Source organism: Clostridiales bacterium, assembly GCA_017569285.1.
Classification (GTDB): Bacteria; Bacillota; Clostridia; order Christensenellales; family Aristaeellaceae; genus Aristaeella.
This window is the reverse complement of record CP069419.1, coordinates 757,882-770,485: the sequence shown is the minus strand read 5'-3', so window position 1 is coordinate 770,485 and position 12,604 is coordinate 757,882. Positions and strand designations below refer to the sequence as shown.

Sequence of the window (12,604 nt, the reverse complement as noted above, 5' to 3'; positions counted from 1 at the left end):
GCAAGGATCAATTATGTATAAGAAACAGGTTGCCTTCCAGAAAATTGTGTGCTTTGCCGCACTTATTGCCGGCGCGCTGTTCTTTGTTTATTCACTGGGGATCATGACAGACCTTTATGACACGCTGTATTCCATGATTCCCAATCCGAACAACCTGGATTCCGCCAAGGTGTCCGGCGCCCGGATCTATTACGACATGCAGCCCTTCAACCGCACGCTGCTGCGGGCTTCCATCGGCATGATCGTACTGGCCTGCCTGCTGTTTATTACCAATACGCATTCACGCCGGAAATACTACGCCGGCAACGCGGCCGCCACCTTCATCAATGCCGCGGCTGAACTTTTTATGGCTGTATGGTGCCACATCCAGGTGAGCGCCTTCAGAAGCCAGTACCTTTCCACGGTTGATTTCGCCGCACTGGAAAAACGGCTTTCCCGGTACGGCACCTATACCGATTCCACCTTCTGGTTTGATATTCATTATGTTGTCTGTATCCTGGCCGTTGCCACGGCCATTCTCCTGATTGTGAACTTTATCTGGAAGAAGAGAATGATGCGGGGAGAGAAAGAACTTCTTGCCTCCTCGGGAAAGGCGGTGTCAGCATGAACGATGACCGTTCCGTACAGCTTGACCGAATGAGGTATACAAAGAACACAGCCTCCTCCCGGCTGGCGCTGCTGGCGATTGTTTTTGACGTTCTGTTCTTCATCAGTATCTATAAATCAGATGTGGGGACCTATTACTATACAGCGACCATCGGGGGCTCCATCATCTACAACCTGGTTTTCCTGCTGGCGGCATTCCTGTGCTCGGAGGGTGTCAAGAAGTACCAAACAGTCTATTCCTGGGTGATGATTGTACTGGGCATCCTCCAGATCGCGCGGATCTTCATCATCCCCATGGATGCCCACCGGACGATTATCAACAGCGAACCGGTGATGGGAAACGCCCAGTTTATCTTTACAGTAGTCTGCCTGGCCCTGTCCGCCGCCTGCCTGTTCGCGGGTGCGGTGATCAACCTGAAGAAAAGCCGGGCCCTGTCCGCGCATCTTGCCTCTTTGCAGGCGTAAGGAGGAAATGAAATGGCAGAGCTTCAACTGCAGCATCTGGATAAAATCTACGACAACAATGTCCAGGCGGTTTATGATTTCAACCTGGATGTGGCAGACGGCGAGCTGATCGTGCTGGTCGGTCCTTCCGGATGCGGAAAATCCACCACGCTGCGCATGGTAGCCGGACTGGAGGACATTTCCCACGGGAAACTGCTGTTGGACGGCCGGGACATCACCGCGGCCCCGGCCAAGGACCGGGATATGGCGATGGTGTTCCAGAACTACGCCCTGTACGGCCATATGACGATTTATGAAAACATGGCGTTCTCCCTGACACTGCGCCGGGAAAACCCGAACGTGATCCATAAAAAGGTCATGGCGGCCGCGGAAATCCTGGACCTGACCGCCCAGCTGAACAAGAAGCCGTCCCAGCTCTCCGGCGGACAGCGGCAGCGGGTGGCCATGGGCCGCGCGATTGTCCGCAGCCCGAAGGTGTTCCTGTTTGATGAACCGCTGAGCAACCTGGACGCGAAGCTGCGCGGGGCGACCCGGCGGGAAATCCTGCTGCTGCACAAGCGGCTGAACGCGACGATCCTGTATGTGACGCATGACCAGACGGAAGCGCTGACCCTGGCGGACCGGATTGTATGCATGAGCATGGGCCACGTCCAGCAGATTGGCACGCCGCTGGAACTGTATGACTCACCGGACAACACCTTTGTGGCAACGTTTATCGGCCTGCCGCCGATGAACATGCTGGATACTGTTTTTGAAGACGGAAAGCTGAAAGGGAAGGGATTTGAAGTCCCCCTGGAGGCAGATGAGCAGGCGCTGTTGGCGCCCCGGAACGGGAAACCCGTGATCCTGGGTGTGCGGCCCGAGTACATCGCAGAAGGTGGCAACCTGAATATCCGGGTCAGCTCGAATGAGAACCTGGGCATGAATACGCTGGTGCACGGGACGATTGCGGATGGTGTGCGGATTACCGCCAAATTCCGCAACTGGATGAACTACAAAAACGGCGACCTTGTACCGGTGCATTTCACAAGGAAACTGTTCTTTGATCCCGAAACCACCCGCGCTATCCGGAAGGAGGGGAAATGACCATGGCAAAGCAGCCTTCCCGGATCAGGGAGTTTTTCAGAAAACGCCTGGTGGCACTGAAAAGGAAGCCCCAGATGATTGCCCTGGCAGTGCTGGCGCTTGCGTTTGTTTACTATTCCTTTAATCTCAGCTCCATCGCCAATACCACGGCACTGATCAACGGACCGCACATGGGCCTGTCATCCTTCGCCGTGATGCTTCTTTCCACACTGAGCCTGGTCTGCTTCCTGAACGCGTTTCCCCACCGGAAAAAAGCGGTTGTACCGATGGTGATCCTGACGTTTGTGATGCTTGCGATCCTGATATTCTGCGATTATTACTATGACGGCCGGATCGTGGCAGCGCTGACGCGCGCGGAGAGCCCGATTGTGCCCACAGGGAAAAACGCGTTTGTGGCGGTTACCCAGCATGTGGTGGCTGTCCACCGGATCCTGCTGATTATCGGCGCCGCGCTGTTCGCACTTCTGCCCGTGTATTCCAAACTGCTGCGGAAGATCAACACCAGTATTGAAGTGGCAGAAAACAAGGATATGGGAACCATTGACATCAGCGGCGAGGACGCGTGACGGACATATGGGGAAGAATCATCCTGAAATCCAAAAGCGGATGCCGCGGAACCCGGAAGGGGAAAAGGACACCTCGGCTTACTACCGGCTGAAGAAACAGGCTGTTGAGGACCTGGTGACGGCGGACGAGGAAAACTCACCTCCGGTACCTGCGGCAGAGCTCAGGAAGTACCGCAGCGGACCGAAAATCAAGCTGTCCGACTGGGTGAAGGCGATCCTGATCAAGCTGTGGATTGCCGGCATGATCTGTTATTTCTTCATCTGGGGCATCAGCACGATCGCCATCAACCCGTGGGACCAGCTGCTGGTGATCGGAATCACCCTGGGACTGGCAACCAACCTGATGACGAATAATATTTACCGGTTTATCGCAAAGACTCCCGGAGCGTATGACCGGTGGATGATGTTTCCGGGAAAGAAGCTGTATTTCCTGCCGCTGGACGTAGTATACGCAATCCTGCTGACTGCCTGCACGATCATGACATACAACGGGATCAACCTGCTGGCGGCCGGAGGAAGTGAACAGGCCGGAGCCGCCATCGGAGTGGAACCGATCCTGTTCGGCATTTTTGTGACGGCCTGGGACCTGCTGTTCCTGGGCAGCAAGCGCCTGGGCGGACGGATCCTGGCAGACGCGAAGCAGAAGATATCCGCCGGTTCCTGAACATGCCGGAAACAGACCGGTATTACGGACCATGAAAGGAAGGACGTTCCGATTGGCAGATTCAGCATACACGGACCTGGACCGGTATATTGACCGGCTGGTGGCCGAATCCTCCCCAGAATATACGGCCTGGAATGTGGAACAGCACAGGGCCAACAAACCCGTGAAATGGAACTATGTGGACGGGTGCATGATGACCGCCCTGCTCAACATGGCGCAGATTACCGGGGAAAAGCGCTATTTTGACTTTGCGGAGTCGTTCATCGATTCCTTTATCCTGGAGGACGGTTCAATCCAGACCTTCCGGACGGAGGAGCATATGCTGGACGATATCAATGAAGGCCGGGTGCTGTTTGAACTGTATGACACCACAGGCAAGGAAAAATACCGCCGCGCGGCGGACTTCCTCCGGAAAGCGCTGGACAGCCAGCCCCGGACCGAAGAAGGCTCCTGGTGGCACAAGCAGATTTATCCGAACCAGGTATGGCTGGACGGCATCTATATGGCGCAGCCCTTTGCCGCCCTGTACGAGAAGCATTTCGGAAACGGGGACTATTCCGATATCCTGAAGCAGGTTTCGGTGGTCCGGGAACGAATGCGCGACCGGAAAACCGGACTGTACTACCACGGATATGACGCCAGCCGGAAGGCCTTTTGGGCGGATCCGGAAACGGGGCTGAGCCGGAGCTTCTGGCTGCGGGCGATCGGCTGGTTCTTCGCGGCCCTGGCCGACCTGTGCGAAATCATTCCGGAAAGTGAAACCGGACTGCTGAGGGAAACGCTGTCCGACCTGGCACGGGATATCCTGCCGTTTGCGGACGAAGAGACCGGGATGTATTACCAGGTGGTGGACCGGCCGGACGCGGAAGGAAACTACCTGGAGACCAGCGGAAGCTCCATGGCTGCCTACGCGATGCTGAAGGGAGCCCGGCTGGGAATCCTTCCGCCGGCCACGGGAGACCAGGGGCAGAAAACGTTCGAGGGGATTGTCCGGACGAACCTCTCTTTCTCGGACGGGAACCTGAACCTGAACAATATCTGCCTGGTGGCCGGACTGGGACCGGAAAACAACCGGCGGCGGGACGGCTCCGTGGCCTACTATCTTTCTGAACCGATTGTGCGGAACGAGGCAAAAGGCATTGCTCCGCTGCTGATGTGCTATACAGAAATGAGGAGGAGGTAACCCTCGTGGCAACTTTATCCCTGAAGAATGTGAACAAGATTTACCCCAACGGGTTCCACGCGGTGCACAACTTCAACCTGGATATCGAAGAGGGTGAATTCGTGGTTTTCGTCGGGCCTTCCGGATGCGGAAAGTCCACGACGCTGCGGATGATCGCCGGACTGGAGAACATCTCCAGCGGTGAATTCCTGATCAACGGGGAGCGGGCCAACGAAAAGGGCCCCCGGGAGCGGGAAGTTGCCATGGTATTCCAGAGCTATGCGCTGTATCCCCAGATGACTGTATATGACAACATCGCATTCGGCCTGACACTGCAGGGCGTGGATGAGGATGTGATTGAGGAGCGGGTGCAGAAGACCGCGAAGATCCTGGGCCTGACAGAATACCTGGACCGGCTTCCCCGTGCGCTTTCCGGCGGCCAGCGCCAGCGTGTGGCGATCGGACGGGCACTGATCCGAAAGGTCGGGATCTTCCTGATGGACGAACCGCTGAGCAACCTGGACGCGAAGCAGCGTGTGACCATGCGCTCGGAGATCGCCCAGATCCACCAGGAGACCGGCTCCACCACGATCTACGTGACCCATGACCAGACAGAGGCCATGACGCTGGCGGATCGGATCGTTGTGATGAAGGACGGATATATCCAGCAGGTCGGGACTCCCTACGAGCTGTATTTCAAGCCGGAGAACGTATTTGTGGCCGGGTTCATCGGCGAACCGCCCATGAACTTCGCACGGGAAACCGTGAAAGACGGCGCCATTGTGTTCGGAAACCAGCGCATTGACCTGGCGGCGTTCCGGCCGGACATCGCGGCCATGGAAGGAAAGGATATCGTATTCGGCTTCCGGCCTGAAGCGGTTGTGCTGCAGGAAAAGGAAAACGCCGCCCGCATGGAATGCCAGGTGGAACTGACCGAGATGCTGGGCGACTATACCAACGTGTATATCACATCCTGGGAACAGCATGCCATCCTCAAGGTGGACAGCCATGACACACCGGAAACGGACGGGACGATCACCTTCTGGATTCCCGCGGAGAGCATGTATTTCTTTGACGGCGAAACGGAAAAAGTGCTGTAAACAAAAAAACAGCGGGCAAACGCCTGCTGTTTTTCTGTGCGGTTACAGCTGGACCCGGACGCTGTTTTCATCCGGACGGACGATGGGCTGTTTCAGGCGGGACTCCAGGTAATTGCGCGGGGCTGTGCCATACTTGGCCTTGAACATCCGGGAAAAATACAGCGGATCATGGAAACCGCACAGCAGCGCGATATCGCCGACCGTGCGGGCTCCGGCATCGTCGGTTACCAGCAGCTCGGCCGCCATTTTCAGGCGCTTGTCCATCAGGTAACGGTGCGGCGTGATGCCCAGCTCCTTCTGGAACATCTTCCGGAGATAATCGTAGCTGAAGGGCAGGGAATGCATATAGGTATCCAGCTCATAGGAGCTGTCGGCATAATTGGCGATGATGTTGTTTTCAATCTGCGCCACAATCGGCGTCAGGGAACGGCTGGTCTGGTAGGCGGTGAGGCAGCAGCTGAGCAGGTCGCCGTAAACCGACAGGAGGGAAGCGGCTTCCTTCCGGTCGGAGTAGAAATGGAAATATACGGCGTTGAACACATCCAGCAGGAAGTGGTTGGAATCATCCGGCACCACGAGCGGGGCTGTAAACGGAACGGCGGGGGAAACCATGTTGACATGGATGTTCTGGAACCCGTCGGCACCGGCGTTGGCGTGGGGAATCATCGGGGGAATGACGACCACATCCCCGGTGCGGTAATCCAGGCGGCGGTCGTCGAACAGGAAGGAACCGGCGCCGCCGGTGCAGTAAACAAACTCCCAGCTTTCATGCGCGTGCCGGGATACGGTGAAGACGGTCGTATGCTTGCCCACATAGGTGATTTCGTTCACACAGGCCCCTCCCTTCGGGGTGTTTCCGGTATGATTCAGCGACTTTCTATTATTGTATCACGGGATCGGTTCCGGTACAAGTTTTTCATGGAGAAAACAGAACAGGGACCAAACGGCAGGATTACCACAGGCGGAATAACAGCCGGGAAACCGGCTGAAACAGGAACAGGAATGATATGCGCATGATGATTGTGGCAAAGGACGGGAGCGGGGATTTTACCCGGATCCAGGAGGCGGTGGACGCCGTTCCGGAAGGGACGGGAGAACCGGTCCGGATTCTGGTGAAGGCCGGCGAATACCGGGAGAAAGTGGTGATCCACCGGGACGGTATCCGGCTGGCTGGCGAAGACCGGGACCGGACCGTGATCGCGTGGAACGGATGCGCGAAAGATCTGTACCCGGACGGGACCGAGAAGGGGACTTTCCTTTCCTCCACACTGATGACGACCGGCCGGGATATCCGGGTGGAAAACCTGACCATCCGGAATGACGCGGGAGACGGCCGGGAGGTTGGCCAGGCAGTGGCGGTTTACGCAGCCGGCGACCGGGGAATCTGGCGGAACTGCCGCCTGGAAGCCCACCAGGATACGCTGTTCTGCGGGCCGCTGCGTATGCCGAATGTTACGGAGGACGTCGGGATCCGGACCGGAAACGCGGAGCGCTTCCCCCGGGTGGAGGACGGCCCGCTGACAGAAAGCCGGCAGTACTTCGAGGACTGCCTGATCCAGGGAGACGTGGACTTCATTTTCGGACCGTACCGGTGCTGGTTTGAGCGGTGCGTCCTGATCATGAACGAGCGCGGCGGATGGTATACCGCGGCGAACACCAACGAGGCCCAGCCGTTCGGCTTTGTGTTCCGCCGGTGCCGCCTGACCGGTGAGTGCGGACCGGGAGAGGGATTCCTCGGACGGCCCTGGCGGAAATTTGCCAGGACAGTATTCCTGGAATGTGAGATGGACGAACATGTGGCGCCGGAAGGCTTCCGGGACTGGGATGAAGAGCGGGTGATTACCGGACGCTGCGGGGAATGGCATACCACCGGCATCCGGGCGGACCAGGAGACACGCCACCCGGCCCAGAAGCGGATTTCCGATAGGGAAGCCGCCGGAATCACCCGGGAAAAAGTGCTCGGCGGGGAGGATGGATGGCAGCTGGATTAACACATCCGAAACGGGAGGGAAAAAGGCCGTTCCATTCATGTACCGGACCGGGAAGCCGTGCTATGATCTGAGCATAGGATGGTGAGAAAATATCGGGCCGGAAGGCAGCGGACAATGATTGACGCGAAACTAAAATTGCAGTATGTTACCTTTATCAATTATTGACATGAAAACGAGGGGATTGCAATGGCACAGCTGAATTACCAGGTACTGAAGGAATCCGGATACAAGGGGTATATCCTGGAGAATGCCCCGGAAAAGGTGATGCAGTTCGGGGAAGGCAACTTCCTGCGGGCATTTGTGGACGATTTCATTGATATTGCCAATGAAAAAGCCGGGTTTAACGGCAAGGTGGTGCTGGTCCAGCCGATCGCGCAGGGCCTGACGGACCTGATCAACCAGCAGGAAGGCTTGTACACGCTGTACCTGCGGGGCAGCGAGAACGGCCGGAAGGTGGATGACAAGCGCGTCATCAGCTGCGTGAGCCGGTGCGTGAATCCCTACGGGGAATGGGACAAGGTGCTGGAGCTGGCCCGGAGCGCCGACCTGGAAATTATCGTGAGCAATACCACCGAGGCCGGTATTGTGCACGAAACCGAGAGCCGGTTTGACCAGGAACCGCCGGTGAGCTTCCCCGCGAAGTTAACCCGGGTGCTGTATGAACGGTACCGCGCTGGAATGCCGGGCGTGACTGTGCTGAGCTGCGAGCTGATTGACAACAACGGCAAGGAGCTGCTGAAGTGCGTGAACCAGTACGCGGAGGACTGGAAGCTGGAAGCGGAGTTTGTCCGCTGGGTGAACGGGGAGAACATCTTCTGCTCCACCCTGGTGGACCGGATTGTTCCCGGACGGATCCGCGATCCGAAGGAAGTGGCCGCGCTGGCGGAAGCCAACGGATATGACGATCCGCTGACGGACGTGGGCGAGGTATTCGGCATCTGGGTCATCGAAGGACCGGACGGACTGGAAGACCGCCTGCCGTTCAAGAAGGCCGGCGTTCCCGTGATCGTGGTGCCGGACGTGACCCCCTACAAGAAGCGGAAGGTGCGGATCCTGAACGGTGCGCATACCGGCTTTGTGCTGGGCGCCTACCTGGCGGGATTCGATATTGTGCGGGACTGCATGCATGATGACACCGTGCGCGGATTCATGAACAAAATGCTGAATGAAGAAGTGATTCCGACCCTGCCGCTGGACAAGAAGGACCTGGATGAGTTTGCCGCGGCGGTGCAGGACCGGTTCAACAACCCGTTTGTGAACCATGAGCTGATGAGCATCAGCCTGAACTCCACCTCGAAATGGCGGGCACGCAATATGCCGTCCTTCCTGGAATACATCGACGAAAAGGGAAAACTGCCGGCCTGCCTGACGACGAGCCTGGCGGCCTATATCGCATTCTATTCCAGCGATATTCAGGAGCTGAATGAAAAAGGCCTGGTATGCCGCCGGCCGAAGGGAAATGAGTACACGGTCAGCGACGACCGGCCGGTGCTGGAGTTCTACTGGGCCCACCGGAACGATACGGCGGAGGAACTGACCCATGCCGTGCTGACGAATACGGAAATGTGGGGACGGAACCTGACCGAAGTGGCCGGGCTGGAAAGCTGTGTGGCAGAACAGCTGGGCCTGATCCGCAGGGAAGGTGCCCTGGCGGCTTTCAAAAGCTGCCTGTGACAGAAGAGGGAGACAGGATGAACGAACTAGTACGCATTACCGAAAGGGATATGGTCGCTGTGGCGCTGAAGCCGCTGAAGGCCGGGGAAACCGTTTCCTGCGGGGACACCGAGGTGACGCTGCTGGATGACCTTCCCATGGGGCACAAGACCGCGCTGCGGGATATCCGGGCGGGGGAAGCGGTGATCAAGTACGGCTTTCCGATTGGCGAGGCGACGCAGGACATTGCCAGGGGGCAGCATGTGCACACCCATAACCTGCGCACCCTGCTGAGCGGGGAAAAGGAATACACCTGGCATCCGTCCCATCCGGAGGTAAAGAAGCGGGAAACTGCCGTATTCCAGGGCTATCCCCGGAAAAACGGCCGCCCCGGTATCCGGAATGAGCTGTGGATTATCCCGACGGTCGGCTGCGTGAACGACGTAGCCAAGGCGCTGGTGCAGCGTGCGCAGTCCCTGGCGGGCGGACCGGTGGAGGGTATTTACGCGTTCCCGCATCCCTACGGCTGCAGCCAACTGGGGGATGACCAGGACAATACCCGGAAGGTGCTGGCTGCGCTGGCCACCCATCCGAACGCCGGCGGTGTCCTGCTGCTGGGTCTCGGATGCGAAAACAGCGGGATTGAACAGATCCGGCCGCTGATGGGCGACTATGACGAGAGCCGCGTGCGGTTCCTCGTCTGCCAGGAGGCAGAGGATGAACTGGCGGAAGGCATGCGCCTGCTGGCGGAGCTGGCGGAACAGATGCAGCAGGACCGGCGCACGGAATGCGGCGCCGACCAACTGGTGGTCGGCCTGAAGTGCGGCGGATCCGACGGACTGAGCGGAATTACCGCCAATCCGACCATCGGCGTATTCAGCGACCTGCTGACCGGAATGGGCGGGAGCACGATCCTGACGGAAGTGCCGGAAATGTTCGGCGCGGAAACCATCCTGATGGACCGCTGTGAAAGTGAGGAGCTTTTCGGGAAAACCGTACGGCTGATCAACGACTTCAAGGGATACTTCGAGTCGTACCATATGCCGGTTTACGAGAACCCGTCGCCGGGCAACAAGGCCGGCGGTATTACCACGCTGGAGGACAAAGCCCTGGGCTGCACCCAGAAGAGCGGATCCTCCCCGGTGAAGGGTGTGCTCGCCTATGGGGAACCGGTTACGGCACAGGGGCTGAACCTGCTGTCCGCCCCCGGAAACGACCTGGTGGCGTCCACGGCGCTGGCGGTATCCGGCGCGCAGATCATCCTGTTCTCCACCGGACGCGGAACGCCGTTCGGATGCCCGGTGCCGACCATCAAGATCTCCTCGAATACGCCGCTGGCCCAGCGGAAGAGCGGATGGATTGATTTTGACGCCGGAAGGCTGCTGGACGGAATGACGCTGGATGAGTTGGGAAATGAGCTGCTGGAAAAGGTGCTGGAAACCGCGTCCGGCGAACCGACACGGAACGAACGGAACGGATTCCATGACCTGGCAATATTCAAAAAGGGCGTTACACTGTAAAGACCTGAATACTGAAGATATGGGAGGAAACCAGGATGACTGAAATGATGAAGCAACTGCAGAAGCTGGGCATTGTACCGGTGGTGGTACTGGACCGGGCGGAGGACGCACTGCCCCTGGCGGAGCGCCTGGTGAAAGGCGGACTGCCCTGCGCAGAGGTGACTTTCCGGACCGCGGCGGCGGAGGAATCCATCCGGCAGATGGCGAAAGCGTTCCCGGATATGATTATCGGCGCGGGGACCGTGCTGACCTGCGAGCAGGCGGACCGGGCCATCGATGCCGGCGCAAAGTTTATCGTCAGCCCGGGTTTCAATCCCAAAGTAACGGAGCATGTGCTGAAAAAGGGCGTTCCGATGACACCCGGCGTATGCACCCCCACGGAAATCGAAGCCGCGCTGCAGTTTGACCTGGACGTGCTGAAATTCTTCCCGGCGGAACCCTCCGGCGGCCTGAAGATGATCAAGGCACTGGCGGCTCCGTATGTGGGCGTGAACTTTATGCCGACCGGCGGAATCAGCGCAGCCAATGTGCGGGATTACCTGGCATACAACCGGATTGTCGCCTGCGGCGGCAGCTGGATGGTGTCCGGTTCCCTGGTGAAGGAAGGCAAGTTTGACGAAATTGAGACGCTGGTGCGGGAAGCTGCCGGCATCGTGAAAGAAATCAGGGGGTAATGGAAAATGAATCTGAATCTGAGACCTGCTGAAGAATGCCGTTATGACGCTGTGTCCCTGGGTGAAATCATGCTTCGGCTGGACCCCGGCGAGGGCCGGATCCGCACCGCGCGGGAATTCAAAGCCTGGGAAGGCGGCGGCGAATACAATGTGGTCCGGGGCCTGCACAAGTGTTTCGGCCTGAAAACCGGCGTGCTGACCGCGTTTGCGGACAACGAAGTCGGCAAGCTGCTGAAGGACCTGATCGAGCAGGGCGGCGTGGACACGAGCCTGATCTGCTGGAAAAAGACAGACGGTATCGGCCGGATCTGCCGGAACGGCCTGAACTTTACGGAACGCGGATTCGGCATCCGGGGCGCCGTGGGCTGCTCCGACCGGGCCAACACCGCCATCTCCAAGGCAACTCCGGAAGATTTTGATTTTGAATATGTGTTCGGCAAGCTGGGCGTCCGCTGGCTGCATACGGGCGGTATCTATGCCGCGCTGAGCGAGCAGAGCTGCGAGACCGTGATTGCCGCCTGCAAGGCCGCAAAGAAATACGGGACGCTGGTCTCCTATGACCTGAATTACCGGCCTTCCATGTGGTCCGCCATCGGCGGCCTGGAAAAAGCACGGGAGGTCAACCGGGAAGTCGCGAAGTACGTGGATGTGATGATCGGCAACGAAGAGGACTTCACCGCCTGCCTGGGACTCCAGGTCGAAGGAAACGACGAGAACCTGAAGGAACTGAACCTGGACGGATACTACAAGATGATCGCGGAAGCGGCGAAGCAGTATCCCAACTTCAAGGCCATTGCCACCACGCTGCGCACGGTGAAAACCGCGACCGTAAACGACTGGAAGGCGATCTGCTGGGCGGACGGAGAAGTCCATATGTCCAAAGCATTTGACAACCTGGAAATCCTGGACCGTGTCGGCGGCGGCGATTCCTTTGCCTCCGGACTGATCTACGGCCTGATGACGACCGGCGATCCGGAACAGGCGGTCAATTACGGCGCCGCCCACGGTGCGCTGGCGATGACCACCCCCGGCGATACCAGCATGGCCAGCAAGGAAGAAGTGGAATCCATCATCAAGAACGGCAGCGCCCGGGTGAAGCGGTAATCCGCCCCCGCCG

The 12,604-nt window shown here is 58.4% G+C and carries 13 protein-coding genes; 12 read left to right on the top strand and 1 reads right to left on the bottom strand.

Annotated features, from left to right (window positions below):
• Positions 1-13: 13 nt before the first annotated feature.
• From JNO48_03330 to ugpC, 7 genes are read left to right on the top strand one after another with little or no spacing between them, the layout of a single operon-like run.
• Complete coding sequence (locus JNO48_03330) at positions 14-607, top strand: hypothetical protein (protein ID QTE68957.1); 594 nt, start codon at positions 14-16, stop codon at positions 605-607.
• Positions 604-1,071, top strand: a complete 468-nt coding sequence (locus JNO48_03325; protein ID QTE68956.1) for a hypothetical protein — start codon at positions 604-606, stop codon at positions 1,069-1,071. The genes JNO48_03330 and JNO48_03325 overlap by 4 nt, the downstream gene beginning before the upstream one ends.
• A gap of 12 nt (positions 1,072-1,083) precedes the next feature.
• Positions 1,084-2,157, top strand: a complete 1,074-nt coding sequence (locus JNO48_03320) for an ATP-binding cassette domain-containing protein (GenBank protein QTE68955.1) — start codon at positions 1,084-1,086, stop codon at positions 2,155-2,157.
• The gene (locus JNO48_03315) at positions 2,154-2,723 is read left to right on the top strand and encodes a hypothetical protein (protein QTE68954.1); all 570 of its coding nucleotides are present in this window, start codon (positions 2,154-2,156) and stop codon (positions 2,721-2,723) included. Before JNO48_03320 ends, JNO48_03315 begins: the two co-directional genes overlap by 4 nt.
• 7 nt (positions 2,724-2,730) lie before the next feature.
• On the top strand, positions 2,731-3,387 hold the full coding sequence (locus JNO48_03310; GenBank protein ID QTE68953.1) for a hypothetical protein: 657 nt from the start codon (positions 2,731-2,733) through the stop codon (positions 3,385-3,387).
• A 31-nt stretch (positions 3,388-3,418) separates the two neighbouring features.
• Positions 3,419-4,570, top strand: a complete 1,152-nt coding sequence (locus JNO48_03305) for a glycoside hydrolase family 88 protein (protein QTE68952.1) — start codon at positions 3,419-3,421, stop codon at positions 4,568-4,570.
• 5 nt (positions 4,571-4,575) lie between these two features.
• Positions 4,576-5,649 (top strand): sn-glycerol-3-phosphate ABC transporter ATP-binding protein UgpC, encoded by a 1,074-nt coding sequence (gene ugpC, locus JNO48_03300; GenBank protein QTE68951.1) that lies wholly within the window; start codon positions 4,576-4,578, stop codon positions 5,647-5,649.
• 42 nt (positions 5,650-5,691) lie between these two features.
• On the opposite strand, the gene JNO48_03295 is transcribed toward ugpC, so the two are convergent.
• Positions 5,692-6,480 carry an AraC family transcriptional regulator gene (locus tag JNO48_03295; GenBank protein ID QTE68950.1) on the bottom strand — a complete coding sequence of 263 codons (789 nt, stop codon included), beginning with the start codon at positions 6,478-6,480 and terminating at the stop codon, positions 5,692-5,694.
• A 176-nt stretch (positions 6,481-6,656) separates the two neighbouring features.
• Between JNO48_03295 and JNO48_03290 the strand changes: the two genes are divergently transcribed.
• From JNO48_03290 to JNO48_03270, 5 genes are all read left to right on the top strand, one after another.
• A complete protein-coding gene (locus tag JNO48_03290; GenBank protein QTE68949.1) occupies positions 6,657-7,640 on the top strand; it encodes a pectin methylesterase in 984 nt (327 codons plus the stop codon).
• A 186-nt stretch (positions 7,641-7,826) separates the two neighbouring features.
• Positions 7,827-9,314: a tagaturonate reductase gene (locus tag JNO48_03285; GenBank protein QTE68948.1), complete on the top strand. Its 1,488-nt coding sequence runs from the start codon at positions 7,827-7,829 to the stop codon at positions 9,312-9,314.
• Between the two features lie 17 nt (positions 9,315-9,331).
• The gene (locus JNO48_03280) at positions 9,332-10,813 is read left to right on the top strand and encodes an altronate dehydratase (protein ID QTE68947.1); all 1,482 of its coding nucleotides are present in this window, start codon (positions 9,332-9,334) and stop codon (positions 10,811-10,813) included.
• Between the two features lie 35 nt (positions 10,814-10,848).
• Positions 10,849-11,487, top strand: coding sequence for a bifunctional 4-hydroxy-2-oxoglutarate aldolase/2-dehydro-3-deoxy-phosphogluconate aldolase (locus JNO48_03275; GenBank protein ID QTE68946.1), 639 nt, complete (start codon positions 10,849-10,851; stop codon positions 11,485-11,487).
• Between the two features lie 6 nt (positions 11,488-11,493).
• Positions 11,494-12,591, top strand: coding sequence for a sugar kinase (locus tag JNO48_03270; GenBank protein QTE68945.1), 1,098 nt, complete (start codon positions 11,494-11,496; stop codon positions 12,589-12,591).
• Positions 12,592-12,604 lie beyond the last annotated feature (13 nt).

Excerpts from the sequence above, each read along its gene's own strand:
- JNO48_03330 (QTE68957.1), top strand. The coding sequence starts at position 14 with ATGTATAAGAAACAGGTTGCCTTCCAGAAAATTGTGTGCTTTGCCGCA.
- JNO48_03325 (QTE68956.1), top strand. The coding sequence starts at position 604 with ATGAACGATGACCGTTCCGTACAGCTTGACCGAATGAGGTATACAAAG.
- JNO48_03320 (QTE68955.1), top strand. The coding sequence starts at position 1,084 with ATGGCAGAGCTTCAACTGCAGCATCTGGATAAAATCTACGACAACAAT.
- JNO48_03315 (QTE68954.1), top strand. The coding sequence starts at position 2,154 with ATGACCATGGCAAAGCAGCCTTCCCGGATCAGGGAGTTTTTCAGAAAA.
- JNO48_03310 (QTE68953.1), top strand. The coding sequence starts at position 2,731 with ATGGGGAAGAATCATCCTGAAATCCAAAAGCGGATGCCGCGGAACCCG.
- JNO48_03305 (QTE68952.1), top strand. The coding sequence starts at position 3,419 with ATGAAAGGAAGGACGTTCCGATTGGCAGATTCAGCATACACGGACCTG.
- JNO48_03290 (QTE68949.1), top strand. The coding sequence starts at position 6,657 with ATGCGCATGATGATTGTGGCAAAGGACGGGAGCGGGGATTTTACCCGG.
- JNO48_03285 (QTE68948.1), top strand. The coding sequence starts at position 7,827 with ATGGCACAGCTGAATTACCAGGTACTGAAGGAATCCGGATACAAGGGG.
- JNO48_03280 (QTE68947.1), top strand. The coding sequence starts at position 9,332 with ATGAACGAACTAGTACGCATTACCGAAAGGGATATGGTCGCTGTGGCG.
- JNO48_03275 (QTE68946.1), top strand. The coding sequence starts at position 10,849 with ATGACTGAAATGATGAAGCAACTGCAGAAGCTGGGCATTGTACCGGTG.
- JNO48_03270 (QTE68945.1), top strand. The coding sequence starts at position 11,494 with ATGAATCTGAATCTGAGACCTGCTGAAGAATGCCGTTATGACGCTGTG.